The organism is Rhizobium sp. 01L419, from assembly GCF_056400025.1.
Genome location: NZ_JBFTSM010000021.1, coordinates 124,538 through 142,907 on the forward strand (window position 1 = coordinate 124,538; position 18,370 = coordinate 142,907).

Sequence of the window (18,370 nt, forward strand, 5' to 3'; positions counted from 1 at the left end):
CGAACAGAAAGAAATGACCATGTCCATACCGCGATCTTCAGCCTTGCGGCTCGAAACCATTTGGAATCCGCCTGCCAATGGCAAGGATTTCTCTTATGTCCTGCAGCTCAAGAACCTGGCCGCCGAGCCGCTTTCAGGCTTCTCGCTTTGCGTCAGCGGGCCGGGCCGGATCGATCCCGCCGGACGCGTCGAGGGCGCTACGGTTTCGAAAAGGATTTCGAACTTCACCGAATTCCGGCCGCTGGAAGGCTTCGTTCTCGGCACGGGCGAAACCTGGACGATCTCGGTGCATGCGCTGAGTTGGCAATTTCGCCATTGGACGGATGGCGCAACCAGCGCCTATCTCGCTTTTGCTGACGGCAGTACCGTTTCACTGACGCTTGAACCGACACGTTCGGCCGCCAGCAATGCACCGTTGAAGCGCGGCGCCGAGATCTTTCCCGTGCCAACCAGCGTGCCGGTGCAGGTTTCGATCATCCCCTGGCCGAACCATGTGGCCGTCGCCTCGCGGCGACCCTTGCCGGCAGGCTTCACGCTGCAGGCCGAGGATCGGGAGGCGAAGGCGGCAGCCGGTAGCTTCAAAGCGCTGGTCGATCATCTCTTCGCCGTCGAGGGTATCATTCGCTCAGCCGCAGAGGGTGCCGCGGCTGTAATCATAACGAAAGCTGACGGCTTCGGCCCAGAGGCTTATCGCCTAAGCTTCGAAGGGGAGGCAATCACCGTCGAGGCGAGCAGCCACACCGGCTTCCTCTACGGCCTCATCACGCTCGGCCAGATCTGGCGCGGCGCGCGCCAGCACCCGCGGACCTTCCAGTTCCCAGCATCCGGTGAGATTGTCGATGAACCCTCGATGGGCTGGCGCGGTCTGCATCTCGATGTCGCTCGCCAGTTCTATGGCGAGGCGGAAATCAGGAAGCTGATGGCGGTACTCGCCTGGAACAAGCTCAACCGTTTCCACTGGCACCTCTCCGATGATGAAGCCTGGCGTGTCGAGATCGATGCCTATCCGGCACTGACCGAAATCGGCGCTTGGCGGGGCCACGGCCTCGCCGTGCCGCCATTGCTCGGTTCCAGCCCGGCGCGCACAGGCGGCTATTACACTAAACCGGTCATCCGCGAGATCGTCGCCTACGCCGGGGCTCTCGGCATCGAGGTCGTGCCGGAGATCGACATCCCCGGCCATTGCTACGCCATGCTGCAGGCAATACCGGAGCTGCGCGATCCGGAAGAGGCGGGAAGCTATTATTCCGTTCAGGGCTTTCCGGACAATTGCGTCAATCCGACGCGAGAAAAGACCTATGAGGTCATCGAGACCATTTTCTCGGAGCTCATCGAACTTTTCCCCTTCAAGACAATCCATGTCGGCGCCGACGAAGTGCCGCTCGGCGCGTGGTCCGGCTCGCCGGAAGCGCTCGCTCGCTTACGCTCGCTCGCCGGCGATGAGGTTGCCGATGCGCATGCCAAGCGCCTGAATGTCATCACCAACACCCATGGTGCCGACGACATCCATGGCTCGGGTGCGGCAATCCTGCAGGCCGAATTCCTGAAACGCATTCAGAGCTTCCTGGCTTCCAGAGGCTGCACCACTGGCGGCTGGGAGGAAGCGGCGCATGGCGACGTCATCGACAAGTCGAAAAGCTATCTCTGCAGCTGGCGCAATGTCGAGGTCTCCGCCGAGCTTGCCGATCGCGGTTATGAGATCGTCGTTTGCCCGGGACAGGTCTACTATCTCGACATGGCGTTGCGGCCGGACTGGGACGAGCCGGGCGCCAGTTGGGCCGGCACGTCGGATGCCGAGAAGCTCTACACCTTCGATCCGATCGGCGGCTGGACGGAAACCCAGAAGCAGAAGCTTCGCGGCATTCAGGCCTGCATCTGGTCCGAACCGATGACCGATCGCGCCGTCTTCGATCGGCTCGTCTTTCCGCGCCTGTCCGCGCTTGCCGAAACGGGCTGGACGAAACCGTCGTCCAAGTCGTGGGAGCGTTTCAAGGCGCTCGCAGGGCTGATGCCACTACTCTACGGGCTGCAGCAGTCATAAGCTCGGATTAGGATTAAGGATCATTTTTGCCATCACCGGAGACGGTTATGGCAATGGATGTTCACATCGCTCTCAAGCTGCGAGCTCGAGCGTTGCAGACACGCCGAAGCGAGCTGCGCTAGCAGTCAGTCCTGCTGATCCGGCGGCGGAGCTGCGCATCCGGGTTCGGCGATGCGAATGGGACGGGTTCCCACAGGAGCGCCGGTCGCGCGGTCGATGGTGACGGGATCGATCTCGGTTCCGGTTTCGGCATCGAAGAAACGGGTTACTTCGCCGCCGCCGCGGTACTTGCGGCCCCAGGCGCCAATCGCAAACAGAACGGGCAAAAAGTCGCGGCCGGCCTCTGTCAGCACATATTCGTCGCGCGGCGGGCGCTCGGAATAGCGACGTTTTTCCAGCAGCCCTTCCTCGGTCAGCGATGACAGCCGCCCCGTCAGCATCGTCGGGGCAATGCCGAGGCTCTTTCGAAAATCATCGAAGCGGGTCAGCCCTGCATGGGCGTCGCGCATGATCAGCATGCTCCACGCATCGCCCACAAGTGCCAGGCTGCGGGCGATAAGGCAGGGCTGATCCGAAAGTTTTTTCATGTCGATATCTTTTTGGTAGTGACTTAGTATCGATTTGATAGTAACAGAATGTACACGGATGGTCCATGACAAAACGAAGGCAGAGATGAGCAAGAAAGAACGTGGCATTGCCCTGGTCACCGGGGCTTCCTCCGGCATCGGGCTGGTGACGGCGAAAGCGCTGCGGCGCGACGGTTACCGTGTTTTCGGCACCAGCCGAAGGTCGATGCCCGAGACCGGCGACGGAATCACGATGCTGATCTGCGATGTCATCGACGATCAATCCGTGCAGGGCGTTGTTGACGAGGTTCTAAGCCGGGCAGGGCGGATCGATCTTCTTGTCAACAACGCCGGGATCGGCCTGCTCGGTGGCGCCGAGGAATCGACGACGGCGCAGGCGAAATCCGTGTTCGACGTCAACGTCTTCGGCACCATACGGATGACGAATGCGGTACTGCCGGTGATGCGGCGGCAACGCAGCGGCCGGATCGTCAACCTGAGCTCGATCCTCGGACTGATCCCGGCGCCCTTCAACGCGCTCTACGCAGCGACCAAGCATGCGATCGAAGGTTATTCGGAATCCCTCGACCACGAAGTGCGCACGCAAGGCATCCGTGTGGTGCTCGTCGAACCGGGCGTCACCCGCACCTCCTTTGAAGAGAATATCACGCGGCCGGACCGGCCGCTCGCCATCTACGATGCGGTACGTGCCGATGCCGAAAAGCTGATGCGCGAAATCGTCGCGAAGGGCGATGCACCCGAAGTGGTGGCCGCAACTGTCGTTCGAGCCGCCAATGCGCCATCGCCAAAGAGACGCTACACGGCCGGAAAAGCGGCGGGACAGGTGCGCTTTATCCGCCGCTTTCTGCCCGAGTCCTTCGTCGACAAGAGCCTTCGGAAATTCAACAAACTTCCCGGCTGAGCCTGCCTTGTCACTTTGCCGGCTCACCATAGAAACGAAAGTTCGCCCTCATGAAAGCACTCCTGATCGATCGCTACAAGAAAGGCGGCGCCCTCAGGCTCGGCCACAGCCCTGAACCGCAATTGCGTGAAAACGACGTGATGGTCGAGATCCATGCCGCCAGCGTGAACCTGCTGGATGCCAAGATCCGGGACGGGGAATTCAAGCTCATCCTGCCTTATCGGTTTCCGCTGGTGCTCGGCAATGATGTCGCGGGCGTCGTGGTCCGGGTCGGGGCGAATGTCCGGCAGTTCAAGCCGGGCGACGAGGTCTATGCGCGGCCCGGCCAGGATCGCATCGGGACGTTTGCCGAGTATATCGCCATCGATGCAGCCGATGTCGCCCTGAAGCCCGCCAATCTCAACATGGAAGAGGCCGCATCGATCCCGCTGGTGGCGCTGACCGCATGGCAGGTTCTGGTCGAGCGTGCCAACCTGCAGAAGGGACAGAGGATACTGATTCATGCGGGCTCCGGCGGCGTCGGCACGGTCGCCATCCAGCTGGCCAAATATCTCGGCGCCCACGTGGCGACGACCACGAGCACGGCAAACATCGATCTGGTGAAAAGCATCGGCGCCGACGTGGTGGTCGACTACAAGAAGGACGACTTCGAAAAGGTGCTGAAGGGCTATGATGTCGTGCTGAACAGCCTCGGCAAGGATACGCTGGAAAAATCGCTCGCCGTCCTGAAGCCGGGTGGCAGGCTGATCTCGATTTCCGGTCCGCCCGATCCCGATTTCGCCAGGGAGAATGGCTCCGGCTGGCTGCTCCGGCAGGTCATGCGCCTCTTGAGTTCGGGCATCAGGCGAAGATCGAAACGCCGGGGGATCGGCTATTCTTTCCTCTTCATGACCGCAAACGGCGCTCAGCTCGGCAAGATCACCGCGCTGATCGAGGCAGGCGCCATTCGCCCCGTCATCGACCGGGTCTTCCCGTTCGAGAAGACCAACGAGGCACTGGACTATGTGGAAACGGGACGTGCGAAGGGTAAGGTCGTCATTGCGATGAAGTGAGAGAAGGCCGATGACCACTGCGCAAATATCTTCTTCTCGGCGGCGGCATGGTAGCGGCCGTCATATCCTGACTTGACCAGCGAGCCTCGGCTTAGCCGACCGGCTTTTGCAGAACGTCAAAGCGTGGATTGGTCTCGGAAAAGATCGGCAGGGCAGCGGCACCGAGGATCGCTGTATCCTTGCCGGTCATGCCGATCATGACGCGGGGTAACGTGCGCCTCTGGTCGGGGTCAATGGGAATGTGCAGCGGTTCCAGCCGCGCGGCGAGCCGCTGCATCAGCGATGTCGATATGCTGCCTCCAAGCACGATGGTCTGCGGATCGAAAGCCAGTTCCAGAAAATCGACGGTCTGCCGCAGCGGCTGGACCGCCTGATCCAGCCAGGCATCCAGACCTTCGCCGCCTCTGGCAATCAGCGCGTCGAGTTGATCCGGCAAAAGCTCTTCAGCATTCGCAATGCCCATGAACTCATAAGCGACAGTCGGCGACACGTAGCGATCGAGGCATCCGCGCTTGCCGCAGCTGCAGAGCCGGCCATGCGGTTCGACGATGATGTGGCCGATCTCGCCGGCATTGTGCCGGCTGCCCTTGTAGAGATGCCCGTCGAGGAACATGCCGGCGCCGATACCGCCGCCGCCCGCAAGGAAGAGATAGACGAAGCTGCTGAAGCCGCGGGCAACACCGTGCAGGCGCTCCCCGATGGCCGCAGCCGTCGCGTCATTCTCGACGAGCACAGGCACCTTCACGCGCCGTTCGAGCTCGTAGCCGACGGGGAAATCCTGCCAGCCAGGCAGGTTCTGCGGGCTGAGCGATGTGACGCCGCCCTCCGCATAACGGCCAGGCAGGGCCATGCCGACACCAAGCAGCCTGTTGCGGTCAAAGGAGAACACTCCCTGCAAATCCTCGACAATGGACCCGAGGATTGGCATCGCCTGTTCGGGATCGGGATGTTCGACATGACGCTCGATGCGTGCACAGACTGCGCCCGAGAGATCGGTCAGCACGCCGCTCGCGCGCTGGCGGCCGAGTTCGAGCCCAATGGAATAGGCCCCATGCGGATTGATCGAGTAGGGAATGATTGGCTGGCCGCGGGCAAGCTTCTGCGCTTTCGCAGGCACGAGCAGATGCGAGCGCTGCAATTCTTCAACGATGTTCGAGACCGTCTGCGCCGTCAGCGCCGTCATACGGGCGATCGCGGCGCGCGACAGCGGACCGTTGGTGCGGATAGCCTCAATCACGACACGCCTGTTGTGTGACTTGGCCTGCTCGAGATTGGTGCCTGAAATCGCTTTCATGATGTCTTTATAGAGTTTGAACCACCACCATTGCCACAAGACGACCATGCGGGGAAGGGGAGAAGTGTGCAGTCTTTTCAATGTGATCGCGACGACAATTGATGCCGATTGTTCCAGTCGCTCCTCACATATCACTTTAACGGCAGTGTCGCTGCTATCGATGCGATTGACGACGCCGGACAAGCACGGAATTCCTCTCAATGATTAGAGTTCTGCCATGGAAATCCTAACTCACGGATCGACGATCGCAGGATGAAGTTCTATGGGAGACAAGAGGGCTAACCAATTGGGACGAATCATGAATTTGCGCGTCAGCCAGACCGCGGGAAACGCAGTGCTTTTCGGTGTGCTTCTGATGCTCCTCGGCGACTTCCTGTTTTCGCTGAACGACGCCATGGGCAAATGGCTGGTGGCGAGCTTTGCCGTCGGCCAGGTTCTGGTGATCCGCTCGTTCGGTTCCTTTCTCATTCTTGCCCCGATGATCGCCCGGCAAGGACCTCGCTCGCTCTTTCAGGTCGAGCGCACTCCCCTGCAAATCTTGCGGGTTATCCTGACGACGGGGGATGTCGCCTTTTTCTATGCCGCAGTTGCCTATCTTCCGCTTGCCGATGTCATGACCTTTTACATGGCCGGCCCCATCTACGTCGCCGCCCTTTCGCACTTCTTCCTGGGCGAGACGATCGGCTGGCGCCGCTGGCTCGCTGTCATCCTCGGTTTCGTCGGCGTGCTGATTGCGCTGAGGCCCTCGACGGCCATGTTGTCCTGGCCGTCGATCTTCGGCCTAATCGGCAGCCTTTCCTTCGCGCTGACGCTGATCCTTGGCCGGCGGCTGCGGCAGACGAGCGATGTGACGCTCGTCACATGGCAGACCGTCGGTGCGTTGGTCACCGGTCTGTTCCTGAGCATCGGTGATTGGCGTGCCGCCTCCGCCCTTGACCTCGCCGGCATGCTGGCGCTCGGCATCGTCGCAGGCAGCGCGCATATGATGATCACGCGCGCGTTGAAGCTTGCCCCAGCATCCCTGCTTGCGCCGCTCCAATACAGCCTGCTGCTCTGGGCAATCGTCCTTGGTTACATTTTCTTCGGCGAATTGCCCGACAGGCAGATTCTGGTCGGCTCGGTCATCATCGTTCTCGCAGGCCTCTTCATCTTCCATCGCAAGAACATCGTTGAAACCACGTCGAAATCTGACGTTCCGCCTGACGGGCACTAAGGGTCGTGCGGTCTTGTGGTAATTTCACCGCCCGGGAGCCCAATTGGCTCGGCGCTCTCATGTATCGAACTCAACTTGGCGTCGATCGCGGTCAGCCGCATCAGATGGCGTCGTGACCGAGCCGTTTCTTCCGTGCTTTCAACAGGCGTAAGGACGATTTGATCGTCGAATCTCGGTTCATTCAGTCGCAGCGGGTTTTCACCGCGCTCTGTTGTTGCCTTGAAAGTCATTCCTCGCTTCACGATACGTCGGCTCGCTTGCCATATCAACCGAAGTATGAAACGTGGGTCGTGTTGAAAAATTACCCATGCAGTGGCGAGCAGCAGGCGCAGACTCTTGGCCTGTCTGTATTGCCAGAACGCGTATTTTTGAGTGAGCGCGACAGCGCTCCTGGCTGCATATCTCGGAACCTGCGGATTTGCGGCCAGCGAGCGCTTTACAACTTCTAAAGCACCTTGGCCCATTCGTACGTGATTGGATGACATATTGCCGGGATATTCTCTGTATCCCACCAGGCGTTCGGGGATGACTTCGATACAATAGCGTGCGGCCAGCCTGAACTCGAAATCGAGATCTTCGCAGCCTCCGATACCTGCTGCTGCGTATGAGCTATCAAACCCACCGATCTCGAGCGCAACGTCCCGTCGCACAAGAAGCGCGCTTCCATTGCCTATATATTTGAAAGTCAGATGCCGGGCATAGATATATCCCCTTGCGACATTGGATGCGCCGGGCCGAATGATCTCGTCGTTCTGATTGATAATATAATGCAGCGCATAGACCGCAGCCCACCGCGAGGATAAGCGATTGAGAGCGTTTACCTGCTTCTCGACTTTCGTCGGGTGCCAGAGATCGTCGGCGTCAAGGAATGCCACAAATCGACCTGATGATGCCTCGATGCCGGCATTCCTAGCGGCAGCGACACCACGGTTCGGTGTAGAGAGGAGGCGGATCCGTGGATCCGTCATCGCGATTTGCTCGACCAGTTTTGCCGTGTCGTCCGTCGAACCGTCATTGACAACAATGATCTCCAGGGCCGGATAGGTCTGGCGTGCCGCGGATCGAAGCGTACGCTCAATATATGTGGAAGCGTTGAAGGCCGGAATGACGACTGAAACCAAGGGCTGGGCGGAATAAAAAGCGTCTCCTCGATCCATTGATTATTCCTGTATCACTGGCGGGACGAGACAGATCTGATGCTTCATCCGGCTGGCAACGGACGATCGGTGGCTGACGATAATCAGTGTTCGACCCTGGTATTCCTTGAGCAGGAGGGAAAGCACGCGCGCTTCGGTCGCCTCGTCAAGCGCATTGGTAGCTTCGTCCAGGAGCAGTATCTCAGGCCGGCCAGCAAGCGCACGCGCCAGGCCGATGCGCTGGCGCTGGCCACCCGAAAGCCTTATCGCCTCATCGCCCAGCCATTCATCGAAGCCGGAAGGCAGTTTCTCGATGAACTCCGTCGCGCAAGCCACATCTGCGGCCCAGCGGATATCTTCCGCGGAAATTTCGCGGCGGAACCGGATGTTGTCGAGGACCGTGCCTTCCATCAATTCGACGTCCTGGCCCGAGACTGAGAGTAGCCGCAGCCAGCTCGATCGTTCGATGGTTGAAAGATCCTTGCCGTCGAGGGTTATGCGACCCTCACTCGGCTGAATGAGATCGAGCAGCATGTTGAGGATAGTTGTCTTGCCGGAGCCGCTTGGCCCCGTCAGGGCGGTCGTCTCCCCTGTCCTGATGGAAAAGCTGACATGGCTGACGGCGGGAACGATGTTCCCTTCATAGGAGAACGAAACATCGTGGAAAACGATCTCCTTCCGCTGATGTTTGAGCTTTTCTCCGCAGGCCACCTGTCTGACATCGTCCGCCTCGGAAATTATCGTCAGAATGTTCTGCAAGGAGGCCTCCATGGCATGGAGGCCAAGGATCTGGGAATCGAACTCCTTGATATGCGGTTGAAGCCTGTAAAGAAGAATGGTGGCCGACAACGCCGCGCGGAAGTCGACCGGAAGAAATTGCGAAGACAGAATGATCGTCAGGATCACGCCGAATGTCAGTACCTCGCTCAGAAGTGAAGTTACCGCACCCATCCGGTCGGAACGGGACCATGTTTTACCGGCATCTGTGGAAAGGACATCGAAAATGCTTTCGTGGCGCTTTTCCAGACCGAAGCTCTTCACTGCCTTCAAGGTCTGCAGTGTGGTCCAGGTAAGTTGTGTCAGGTCCTCCATTGCCGCAAGGGCGGTCACCCCGACACGCCGATAGGCCCCGGCAAACAGGCCGAGAGTCAGGTTATGGATAACGCCGAAAACAAGCCCGAGTACGGCGATCGGCCATGCCATTATGAGCATTCCGATGCCGAAGATGACGATGGTCCCGAGATTGATTCCGAGGCGGACCAGGCTCGCGTGAGCCGAAGCGACCGCATAGGATTCCGTTGCGATCACATTCATGAGGTCGCTGCGTTCGTAATGCTGAAACCGCTGAAATGGGATCGTCAGGATCTTTAAGTAAAGACGATGTCGGATGCTGCCGCTGATCTGATGGCTGACGATGCTCGCGATGATCGAATTGGCAAAGCCCAGAACGATCCGGAGGATGATCGCGCAGATGAGGATGGTGACCAGCATCGACTTCGATATCGCGGCTTCGAACCCGCCGAAAAGCGCGGGCAGCCCGGCGATTGCAGTGCCGGAAGCAGAGCCCTGTTGGCCGAGAACAAAAACGAGGCTCACAAGGAAAGTGATCCCCACCATTTCCATGAGGCCGCTCAGGATGCCAATCACGATCATCACCGACGTCTTCAGCCGGAGCGACGGCACGAGTTTTAGAAGCTCGCGGAAACGGGCTGCGACGACCAGGTTGAAGGCACCCGTCGGCTTGCCGGAAGCGGATTTTCGCCTCGTCGTCATGCGCCACCCGCGCGTGGCTCGATGAATTCGCCAGTCTGGCCAATAGCCGTCACTTCAAAACGGTGACGGAATGACGTGCCATTCTCGGGAAAAGCGACGGCTGTCGTCCCTTCCCCTATCGGCGGGGCAGGTGGCTTGCCGGTTGCGCGGTCTGGCAATCGATTTGCCAATCGCCGTGCTCGACGTTTGGCTGAACGCCAGACAAGGCGGGCACCGTGAAGGGCGAGCCTCAACGGGAACCGCCCGGCAATTATCGGCGCCAGCTTTCTGACCTGATCATGGTCCTGGCTGGAGAACGCCTTGGCGAAATACCACCGTGCCGTATCGAATTCGGCGGCGGTGGCGGCGGCAGCAAGATGCGGGTAACGTCTCTTGACCTCTGTCATTACCAAGGCATGAGATCTCAGCATGCGACAGGCATTGCTCGACATGTTTCCCTGGGTAAAACGGTATCCGGTCAGAAAATCAACGGCGGGGGCGAAAGGCAGCCTTTCGGCCAGCGCCAGGTAAAGCTTGTAGTCTTCGCATCCCTCGGCCTCTTGGTCGCGCAGCGACGGATCGTAGCCGCCACATGCCAGAACATCAGTGCGCGGCATGAGCGGCGTACTACCGTTACCGATAAAATTCTCCCGGACCATGATTTCGAAGACGCCGCCTTTATACAGCACGGGTCTCGAATGGGCGAAAATCACGTCATTCGCGTCTATGGCAGCATACCAGTTGTAGGCGACCCCGCGCCCGCCGGGAAGGCTTGCGAGCGCTCGGAGTTGCAATTCGATTTTGCGGGGATGCCAGAGATCGTCGGCGTCGATCGGGGCGATGTAGCTGCCTGCCGCTTCGTGGATTCCGTAGTTGCGGGCACGAGCCACGCCGCCGTTTTCCTGTCTCAGGACCCTGATGCGTGGATCTTGAAGGCGATATTCGTTTGCCAGTTCGTACGTTCCATCCAACGAACCATCGTCGACCACGAGGATTTCAAGGCGTTGATGAGTCTGGTTCGATACGCTGCGAAGCGTATTCGCGAGTGTTTTCTCGGCGTTGTAAGCAGGAATGATAACCGTGACCAAGGGGAGAGGATCGAGGTTCATGGCTCGCTATCCAATGAAGGCGTCAGGTTGGCCCATCAGCTCGGCAAAGGCAGTGAGGGGGAGGTCACCGCGAATTTCAAGGCGTGGCAGTGACAAGGGGTGGTCCACAGAGCTCGTTCTCGCGGGCTTTGTCGAAAAGCCGATCTCGTAGCCCGCGTGAGCAAGAATGCCAGGCACACGGAAATCGGTAGAACCGAAGGGAAGGGCGATGGACGTCACGGCCTCACCCAGCCGGCTTTCCAGGGCGTCGCGTGAAAGTACTGCTTCGCCCAGCAATGTAGTGTTGTCGAGCGAACTTGCCGGCCTGTGAGACGCCAGATGAGACCCGAAACGGATTCCTTGCCGCTGCAGGCTCTGGATATCGCTCCAGGACATCAGCGGTGCCGTATCCCCGTAACCGGCATCCCAATCCGACCTGCCGCCCACCTTGTCCGTCACCACGAAGACGTCCGCGCTGAACCCGTTTTCAACCAGGATCGGGAATGCGTCGGTGAGAAAATCGAGATAGGCGTCGTCAAAAGTCAGAACGACGGGTCGCCCGCGGATGGGTTTGCCCTCACATAACAGGCTGGTCAGGCTTTCGGCCGTCAGCGCATAATAGCCCTGCCGCCGCAGGAACTGCATCTGTTTACGGAAGGTTTCCGGTGCGACCCGAAAGCGACGGAGCGAGTCCGGCCCGTCGAGCGCAATCCTGTGATACATGAGCACCGGAACTGAGGTCCCGACCTCGTTCGTCCATGCGACCTCGCGGTCGATGCCCGCCGGGCCCCAGATAATGTCTTTGACGACGTCCGTATCGAGAGGCACACCGTGGGGCTCGATACGCACGACCGGTATTGCCGTATTTCGCTTTGCGAACCGGTGAATGGCATAAAGCTCGGTCTCAACCGTTTCTTCCAGCACAAGGTCAGGAAGGTTTGACAGGACCTCCTTGATTGTTCCCACACCAAAAGGATTGTTCCAGTCGAAACCGGTCCTGCCGGGCTCGTCGCGCCGGAGATGGGCGTGGGCCGTGACAAGGTAACCGCCCGGCTTCAGGGCACCCGCGATTTTCCGGCATACCTGTTCCAGGCTTGCCTCGTTATCCAGGTAGTAGAGAACTTCCGAACAGACGATTAGATCCTGCTCGGGCGGAAGTTCGGCTTCGACGAAATCCAGGACGCGAAGCTCCACATTTGGAAGGTCCCGGCATCTCTCGGATGCCCTTTCAATCGCGCGGCTGGAGATGTCCGCTGCTGTCACAAAACCGACCTTCTGTGCGAGTTTTGCCGTGAACACACCTTCCGCGCAGGCAAGCTCCAGGGTTCTTGCGACCCCATCGGGAACAAGGCTCAGCGTCTGCTCGTATTTGACCTGTTCGTAGACTGAGACGTAGTTCCAGGGGTCCGGGCGTTCGAAGAAACGCTCCCAATATTCTTTTTTTGTCGTTGCTTCATGCAGTACCGTTTGGTGGTCTCCTGCTTCGGGAGACTGGTCCGTCGTCGCGACCAAGGGGGCGGCGAGCCGCTGCTGATAGCGGGATTTCGCCTCCAGCAAGAGTGGAACATTATCCGCTCGTCCGCCAGCTGCAGTTTCGACGAGCGCGGTCAGATGTACCGCTTTGAAGAGATGTTCGATCTGGCGCCGTCGCCCGCTGCGTTGCCGGACGATTTTGCCGAAAGCCCTCCTATTGCGAAGGGCTGCGGCCGTCCAAGAGCGCGCATAAGAGAACGTTAAAGGCGTCGGCAAGCAATTTCCGGCCTGCAACTCATCGATAATGAGTTGGACTTGAGTGCGTACAGAAAGGTCTCCCCACAAGGCGCCGACATGCGATCCGACATATAGCCCTGCGGCAAAGACGTGCAGGAGCAGTGTATCGGCCTCGTCAACCCGGGTGATCCAGGCGAGCTTCTCGGTGTCGATGGCGGCCACCTGGAGATGGCCGAGTGCGAAGGAGCGAGACATGTCGGGTGCCGAAATTGACCAGACAATCAATTCTTCCATCCGGCGACCGGTTCCGGGTAGAGAGTGCTGTTCAAGCAATTGTATGAGATCGAGGAAGGCCGGCGTCCAACGTTCCAACGAATCGACGAGATCGGCGGGGCGCGCTACCTTCAGACCGATCTGCAATCCATGCAATATCCCTTCGGTCAGGAAGTTTTCGTAACCGGAAGAGTTGGGAAATTCGGGCAGAACCTCTGCAAGCGCGGCAAGTTCGTCTCCCGCGCACAGGTTGACTGAGGCGGCCCAGGTGAGCATTCGCAATTGACCGAGCGCAGGCGCCGTCCATCGGGCGTCCTCAGCATCCGGCGACAGCCCTTCTTTCAAGCGCAGCGCTTGCGCGCTGGTGGTGACACGGACGGCATCCCTCAGCATTTTCAGCGGATCACCCGAGAGCGAGCCGGTTTTCATGCGATAGAAGGCAAGGCATCCTTCGACCTGCCGGAACGAAACTCCGGCAAAGGCCATACGGAGCCAGAGATCCCATTCCTCGCAAGTCTGCAGTTGGACATCCAAACCGCCCAACCGGATGAAAAGGTCTCTGGGAAAGACCACCGTATGAATAGCGAGCGCACAGAACGACGAGAATTCCCGCTTTGCCCTGTCGCCTGCGAGATCAGGGGGTATTTCGACACTCAGCATCCGGCCGTCCGGCGTGACACGGCGATAGCTGCAATAGGCAACGATGGGTTGTTGGCCATCGGTCGCAACCGGTAGCATGTTTTGGATGAAAACGGCGTCCAACCAGTCGTCCGCATCAAGCATGCAGAGCAGAGGAGCGGTCGCAAACCCGGCGGCCGCGTTACGCGCCGCGGATGCGCCGGCATTCGCCTGACGATGGATCAGGATCCGGCTGTCGGCTTTCGCAAAGCCTTCGAGCACATTCCAGGTATCGTCTTTCGAACCGTCATCGACGACGACTGCCTGCCAGTTTGACACCGACTGTTTCTGCAAGCTGCCAAGGCAGTCTGCCAGAGTTTCCGCCGCGCTATAAGCGGGGATAAGGAACGATATATCCGGCTTCGGTCCGGTTACCATGCCGGCATCTTCCAGCGGCGAAGGACATACCAGGCGCCGTTCAGGCATCCCAATATCTCCTCCCTGAGAAAGAAGTTGTCCGAGGTCGCCCCCTTGGGCAGCCGTTTCCTCAACCTCTGAAGATAATATTGTGGCAAGGCGACCAGGATGCGCCGCAGATTGCCCCGGTTGCCGGTGTTCTGGTACTGCACCAGCAAGGCCGCCACATGGCCGCTCATGTATTGGCGGATCTGCCTGGCGAGCCCCTTCATATCCTTACGATGGAAATGCCAGGAAACCGCCGTCGGTTCGTAGCGACAGGTGCCGCCGTAATGGAGAAGGCGATTCCAGAATTCCGAATCGCCCGAACACCCGGCTGCGCCCATATCCAGCCGCACGTCGAACAATCCGATATCGTCGAATATCTGGCGGCGGAATGCCTGGCTTGCGCCCGCGCCGATCAGCCAGGCAGGCGCCCCGTATGGTGCGCTTTGGCGATAGAAGTCCTGGCCGAAATCCAGACGCTTATAGCCTCTGCCAAATCCCCAATGGGTTTCGAAGATCAGCTGCGCGGGCGTGGAAAGCTCTCCAGGAAGGACAAGGCCGGTGACGCATCCGATATCCGGCTGATCAAAGGCCTTCATCAGGTTCTCCAGCCACCGCTCGTGCAGGACTACGTCGTCATCCGTGAACGCCACGAACTCGGTCTTTGCCGCGCGCACGGCGGCATTGCGGGCGTAGTCCAATCCGACCCTGTTTTCGCGCACATAGGTTGCACCGGCTGCCTCGACGGCCCGACGCGTGCCATCACCGGCTGACGCGTTGTCGACGACGATCACCTCAGCCGGAGGCAAAGACTGCGTGGGGATTGATGCGAGACATCTAGCTAGTTCGTCCGGCCGATCCTTGGTGCAGATCAGGAGGCTGACGTCGCGGTTCCTGATCGGTGCCCGCATCACGTCCCGAGCGTGTTCGATGGTCTCTGGCAAGACGGCGCGCGCAGCCAGGGCGCCCGGGATTTCTGACCTCTCGATATAGGCCTGACCGACGGGAAGGCCTTCGAAGACGAAGACGACGAGCCCGGCGTCGATCGCCGGGACATTCGCACCGACGTCATCCGACGAAAGATCCAGGTATTGGATAGGCACAGGAAAGACATTGTCTTTCATGTCACGCGGTATGACGTCCCTCATTGCTACTCTCTGTGCCAGATGCCGGTGAACCGTTTAGCGTCCCGCCTTGGCCAGCGGGCGGGAGCCCGCCTGAGCTGCCTGTGCCGTGGCAATTTTCATCTCCTGACTGAACCAGTCCAGTGTTTTTGCAACGCCTTCCTCATAGCTGATCGTGCACGACCATTCGGGCATCACGTAGTTTGCATTCGTCAGATCTGGTCGTCTGTTTGTCGGATCATGCGGCGGTGAGGGCTCAAAGACGATCGGAATCCCGCCCATCAGGCGCGAGACATACTGAGCTACTTCCAGGACTGATATCTCCCGATCGTTCCCGACGTTGAGCGGGCCCCTGTAATCGGTCTCGTTCATCCAGAAGTAACTTGCGAAGCCGTCAATGATGTCATCGACATACCCCCAGCTTCGGGATTGGAGGCCATCCCCGAACACCGTAATGGGGCGGCCGGTCAGGGCCTGGGCGACGAAGTTCGAGACAGCTCGCCCGTCGTCTGGCCGCGTCCTCGGTCCATATACGTTAAAGGGTCGAACGATTTTGACGTCCAGACCCTGCGTGCGCTGCATCTCGAACAGCAAGGACTCCGTGCAGCGTTTGCTTTCGTCATAGGATGAGCGTGGCCCGGTGCAATCGACCTGGCCCTTATAGGACTCCGGCTGCGGTGAGACGAGCGGATCGCCATAGACTTCCGAGGAAGAGGTGAAGCAGAAGCGGCCCCCTTTTTTCAGGAGGTCCAGAAGACGGAAGGCTCCAATGAGATTTGCCGAAATGGTTCTCTTGGGTTCCTTCATGTACCACGGCGGCGAGGCCGGAGAAGCAAGGTGGAATATTTCGTCAAACTTGTCCGACGTCTGAAGCTCTTCCACGTCGGACCGCACGAAGTAGAAGCGGGGGTCCCGGATGTGGGAGATATTCGCCTCGCGGCCAGTCCAAAGATTATCAACAACAACCAATTTTTCGATGTCGGTGCGATTTAAAAGCCTATCGCACAAATGCGATCCGAGAAAACCGGCTCCGCCTGCTACAAGCACTTTCTTCATGACTTCTCCAGCAGATGACATGTTTCGCATTTCTGGGATTTAGGACTTTGATTGTTCAGTCCGGGCGAGTGGCGGTTACTTGGGATTCTTGCAACGGCTCTAAATGCAAATCGATGCGCCAAGAATGATCTCCATCCAATGCACCGTTTCAGAAAAGGATATGATGTCCGCCTTCGGCGCACCTCGATGTCCTCGATAAAAGCAACGTAATCGCGTTCTAACTTTTTTGCGCGCTGACCAACACGGACTTAAGTCCGACATCGTTTGCCTCTTCCGGTTGAACCACCGGAACGATTAAAGAACGAGACGGATACGCGACCCCGGCGCATTTAATTCCAGGTTGGCGAGCTTGCCTGCGCCATCGCGAAACAACTGAAATTGCGGGCGATTTTGGATCCGGCCGCGCTCCTGCTCATTTTTACCGATGGAGCCACTTTCCCGATTGACAGAACCACTTCCCTCGCTATTCTATTATAAAAACCGACATAACATAATTGTGGAACATTAAACCGGGAGCATGAAATGAAGACTTTTGTCGCATTCCTTCTCGGCACTGCGCTGGTCGCCTTGCCGACAACCTTGATGGCTCAGGAAAAGGGCGGCGTTATCAACGTCGCAACGATCGGCGAGCCGCCGACGCTTGACCCTATGTCCTCGACCGCCGATCTCGTCGGCATCGTCACGCAGCATATTTTCGAAACGCTCTACACGTTTGACAAGAAGTGGAATGTCACGCCACTTCTGGCCGAAAGCCTGCCGGAAATCAGCGCCGACGGTAAGACCTATACGATCAAGCTGCGCACCGGCATCAAGTTTCACGATAACTCCGATATGACCTCGGAAGATGTCGTTGCCTCGCTCAACCGCTGGATCAAGATCGCCTCGCGCGGCAAGCAGGTCGCAGGCTTCATCGACTCCATCACCGCCGTCGATCCGGCGACCGTCAAGATCGCGCTGAAGCAACCCTATGCGCCGTTGACCTCGCTGCTCGCCTTCAACAACTCCGCCGCCATCATCATTCCCGCTGAAAAGCAGGATGAACCGATGAAGGAATTCATCGGCACCGGTCCTTACATGCTGAAAGAGCGCAAGGCGGACCAGTACATCCAGCTCGTCCGTTTCGACGGCTATAAGTCGCGTGACGGCGAGAGTGACGGTTATGGCGGTGCCCGCCACCAGTATCTCGACGAAATCCGCTTCGTGCCGGTTCCGGATCCGAACACGCGCGTCGAGGCCGCCGTTTCAGGTCAGTACGATTATGTCGACTCGATCCCGGTCGAATCCTTCGACAAGCTGAAGGCATCGAGCGCTTCGCAGCCCGTCATCCTGAAGCCCTTCGGCTATCCCGTCTTCGTGTTCAACACGAAGGAAGGCATTGCCAAGAACGTCGAGGTCCGCAAGGCAATCCGCCAGGCGCTCAGCATGGAAGACATGCTCGCCGCCGCTTTCGGCAGCACGGATTTCTATACGCTCGACGGCGACATTTATCCCAAGCCCTACGTCTGGAATACGAATGCAGGTGTCGAGGGCAATTATAACGTCGCCGATTCAGAAGGGGCCACCGCAGCGGCAAAGAAGGCCGGCTACAATGGTGAGCCGATCCGCATTCTCACCAGCCGCCAGTATGAATTCCACTACAAGATGGCGCAGGTCGCGGCCGAATATCTGAAGGCTGCCGGCTTCGCCGTCGATCTGCAGGTCGTCGACTGGGCGACGCTGACGCAGCGCCGCACAGATCCGAAGCTCTGGGATATCTACATCACCCACAGCCCCTTCCTGCCGGAACCGGCACTGATCGGTTCGCTGTCTCCCAGCTCGCCCGGCTGGTGGGATACGCCGGCGCGCAAGGCCACCGTCGATGCCTTCACTTCCGAGGTCGATCCGCAGAAGCGCATCGCACTCTGGGCCGATGTCCAGAAGGCCATGTATGACGAATTGCCCTACATGAAGATCGGCGATTTCAACGCCGTCTCGGCCAAATCGACCAAGCTTGAAGGCGTCGAACCGGCTCCGTGGCCGTATTTCTGGAACGCATCCGTCAAGAAGTAACGCTCCATCGCAGG

Annotated in this window: 13 protein-coding genes; 5 read left to right on the plus strand and 8 right to left on the minus strand. The window is 58.9% G+C overall.

The annotated features are described in order from the left end of the window. The first annotated feature begins 13 nt into the window (after nucleotides 1–13). Nucleotides 14–2,041 carry a beta-N-acetylhexosaminidase gene (locus AC1DUP_RS31365; protein ID WP_477836666.1) on the plus strand — a complete coding sequence of 676 codons (2,028 nt, stop codon included), beginning with the start codon at nucleotides 14–16 and terminating at the stop codon, nucleotides 2,039–2,041. Between the two features lie 125 nt (nucleotides 2,042–2,166). Here AC1DUP_RS31365 and AC1DUP_RS31370 read toward each other — a convergent pair whose 3' ends face one another. Then, on the minus strand, nucleotides 2,167–2,628 hold the full coding sequence (locus tag AC1DUP_RS31370; protein ID WP_113508620.1) for a winged helix-turn-helix transcriptional regulator: 462 nt from the start codon (nucleotides 2,626–2,628) through the stop codon (nucleotides 2,167–2,169). Between the two features lie 85 nt (nucleotides 2,629–2,713). On the opposite strand from AC1DUP_RS31370, the gene AC1DUP_RS31375 reads away from it, so the two are divergent. Continuing rightward, complete coding sequence (locus AC1DUP_RS31375; RefSeq protein WP_477836667.1) at nucleotides 2,714–3,529, plus strand: oxidoreductase; 816 nt, start codon at nucleotides 2,714–2,716, stop codon at nucleotides 3,527–3,529. A 50-nt stretch (nucleotides 3,530–3,579) separates the two neighbouring features. Beyond that, nucleotides 3,580–4,581 carry an NADP-dependent oxidoreductase gene (locus tag AC1DUP_RS31380; protein ID WP_477836668.1) on the plus strand — a complete coding sequence of 334 codons (1,002 nt, stop codon included), beginning with the start codon at nucleotides 3,580–3,582 and terminating at the stop codon, nucleotides 4,579–4,581. A gap of 91 nt (nucleotides 4,582–4,672) precedes the next feature. On the opposite strand, the gene AC1DUP_RS31385 is transcribed toward AC1DUP_RS31380, so the two are convergent. After that, entirely contained in the window at nucleotides 4,673–5,875 is a 1,203-nt protein-coding gene (locus AC1DUP_RS31385) for an ROK family transcriptional regulator (protein ID WP_477836669.1), read from the minus strand. Nucleotides 5,876–6,173: 298 nt separating this feature from the next. Here AC1DUP_RS31385 and AC1DUP_RS31390 point away from each other — a divergent pair, with 298 nt between their 5' ends. Continuing rightward, nucleotides 6,174–7,088 (plus strand): DMT family transporter, encoded by a 915-nt coding sequence (locus tag AC1DUP_RS31390; protein ID WP_477836670.1) that lies wholly within the window; start codon nucleotides 6,174–6,176, stop codon nucleotides 7,086–7,088. Here AC1DUP_RS31390 and AC1DUP_RS31395 read toward each other — a convergent pair. Genes AC1DUP_RS31395 through AC1DUP_RS31420 form a run of 6 tightly spaced genes read right to left on the minus strand, consistent with a single transcriptional unit; the run spans nucleotide 7,085 to nucleotide 16,307 of the window. Then, on the minus strand, nucleotides 7,085–8,245 hold the full coding sequence (locus AC1DUP_RS31395; protein WP_477836671.1) for a glycosyltransferase family 2 protein: 1,161 nt from the start codon (nucleotides 8,243–8,245) through the stop codon (nucleotides 7,085–7,087). The two genes, AC1DUP_RS31390 and AC1DUP_RS31395, sit on opposite strands and share 4 nt — an antisense overlap. 3 nt (nucleotides 8,246–8,248) lie before the next feature. Beyond that, nucleotides 8,249–9,997, minus strand: a complete 1,749-nt coding sequence (locus AC1DUP_RS31400; protein ID WP_477836672.1) for an ABC transporter ATP-binding protein — start codon at nucleotides 9,995–9,997, stop codon at nucleotides 8,249–8,251. After that, complete coding sequence (locus tag AC1DUP_RS31405; RefSeq protein ID WP_477836673.1) at nucleotides 9,994–11,085, minus strand: glycosyltransferase family 2 protein; 1,092 nt, start codon at nucleotides 11,083–11,085, stop codon at nucleotides 9,994–9,996. The genes AC1DUP_RS31400 and AC1DUP_RS31405 overlap by 4 nt, the downstream gene beginning before the upstream one ends. Nucleotides 11,086–11,091: 6 nt before the next feature. Further along, a complete protein-coding gene (locus AC1DUP_RS31410) occupies nucleotides 11,092–14,103 on the minus strand; it encodes a glycosyltransferase (RefSeq protein WP_477836689.1) in 3,012 nt (1,003 codons plus the stop codon). Then, nucleotides 14,097–15,275, minus strand: a complete 1,179-nt coding sequence (locus AC1DUP_RS31415; RefSeq protein WP_477836674.1) for a glycosyltransferase family 2 protein — start codon at nucleotides 15,273–15,275, stop codon at nucleotides 14,097–14,099. The genes AC1DUP_RS31410 and AC1DUP_RS31415 overlap by 7 nt, the downstream gene beginning before the upstream one ends. A 33-nt stretch (nucleotides 15,276–15,308) precedes the next feature. After that, the gene (locus AC1DUP_RS31420) at nucleotides 15,309–16,307 is read right to left on the minus strand and encodes an NAD-dependent epimerase/dehydratase family protein (protein ID WP_477836675.1); all 999 of its coding nucleotides are present in this window, start codon (nucleotides 16,305–16,307) and stop codon (nucleotides 15,309–15,311) included. A 522-nt stretch (nucleotides 16,308–16,829) separates the two neighbouring features. On the opposite strand from AC1DUP_RS31420, the gene AC1DUP_RS31425 reads away from it, so the two are divergent. Then, nucleotides 16,830–18,356 (plus strand): ABC transporter substrate-binding protein, encoded by a 1,527-nt coding sequence (locus AC1DUP_RS31425; protein WP_477836676.1) that lies wholly within the window; start codon nucleotides 16,830–16,832, stop codon nucleotides 18,354–18,356. Nucleotides 18,357–18,370: the final 14 nt, after the last annotated feature.

Excerpts from the sequence above, each read along its gene's own strand:
- AC1DUP_RS31395 (WP_477836671.1), bottom strand. The coding sequence starts at position 8,245 with ATGGATCGAGGAGACGCTTTTTATTCCGCCCAGCCCTTGGTTTCAGTC.
- AC1DUP_RS31370 (WP_113508620.1), bottom strand. The coding sequence starts at position 2,628 with ATGAAAAAACTTTCGGATCAGCCCTGCCTTATCGCCCGCAGCCTGGCA.
- AC1DUP_RS31390 (WP_477836670.1), top strand. The coding sequence starts at position 6,174 with ATGAATTTGCGCGTCAGCCAGACCGCGGGAAACGCAGTGCTTTTCGGT.
- AC1DUP_RS31365 (WP_477836666.1), top strand. The coding sequence starts at position 14 with ATGACCATGTCCATACCGCGATCTTCAGCCTTGCGGCTCGAAACCATT.
- AC1DUP_RS31385 (WP_477836669.1), bottom strand. The coding sequence starts at position 5,875 with ATGAAAGCGATTTCAGGCACCAATCTCGAGCAGGCCAAGTCACACAAC.
- AC1DUP_RS31380 (WP_477836668.1), top strand. The coding sequence starts at position 3,580 with ATGAAAGCACTCCTGATCGATCGCTACAAGAAAGGCGGCGCCCTCAGG.
- AC1DUP_RS31415 (WP_477836674.1), bottom strand. The coding sequence starts at position 15,275 with ATGAGGGACGTCATACCGCGTGACATGAAAGACAATGTCTTTCCTGTG.
- AC1DUP_RS31420 (WP_477836675.1), bottom strand. The coding sequence starts at position 16,307 with ATGAAGAAAGTGCTTGTAGCAGGCGGAGCCGGTTTTCTCGGATCGCAT.
- AC1DUP_RS31425 (WP_477836676.1), top strand. The coding sequence starts at position 16,830 with ATGAAGACTTTTGTCGCATTCCTTCTCGGCACTGCGCTGGTCGCCTTG.
- AC1DUP_RS31400 (WP_477836672.1), bottom strand. The coding sequence starts at position 9,997 with ATGACGACGAGGCGAAAATCCGCTTCCGGCAAGCCGACGGGTGCCTTC.
- AC1DUP_RS31405 (WP_477836673.1), bottom strand. The coding sequence starts at position 11,085 with ATGAACCTCGATCCTCTCCCCTTGGTCACGGTTATCATTCCTGCTTAC.
- AC1DUP_RS31375 (WP_477836667.1), top strand. The coding sequence starts at position 2,714 with ATGAGCAAGAAAGAACGTGGCATTGCCCTGGTCACCGGGGCTTCCTCC.
- AC1DUP_RS31410 (WP_477836689.1), bottom strand. The coding sequence starts at position 14,103 with ATGGTAACCGGACCGAAGCCGGATATATCGTTCCTTATCCCCGCTTAT.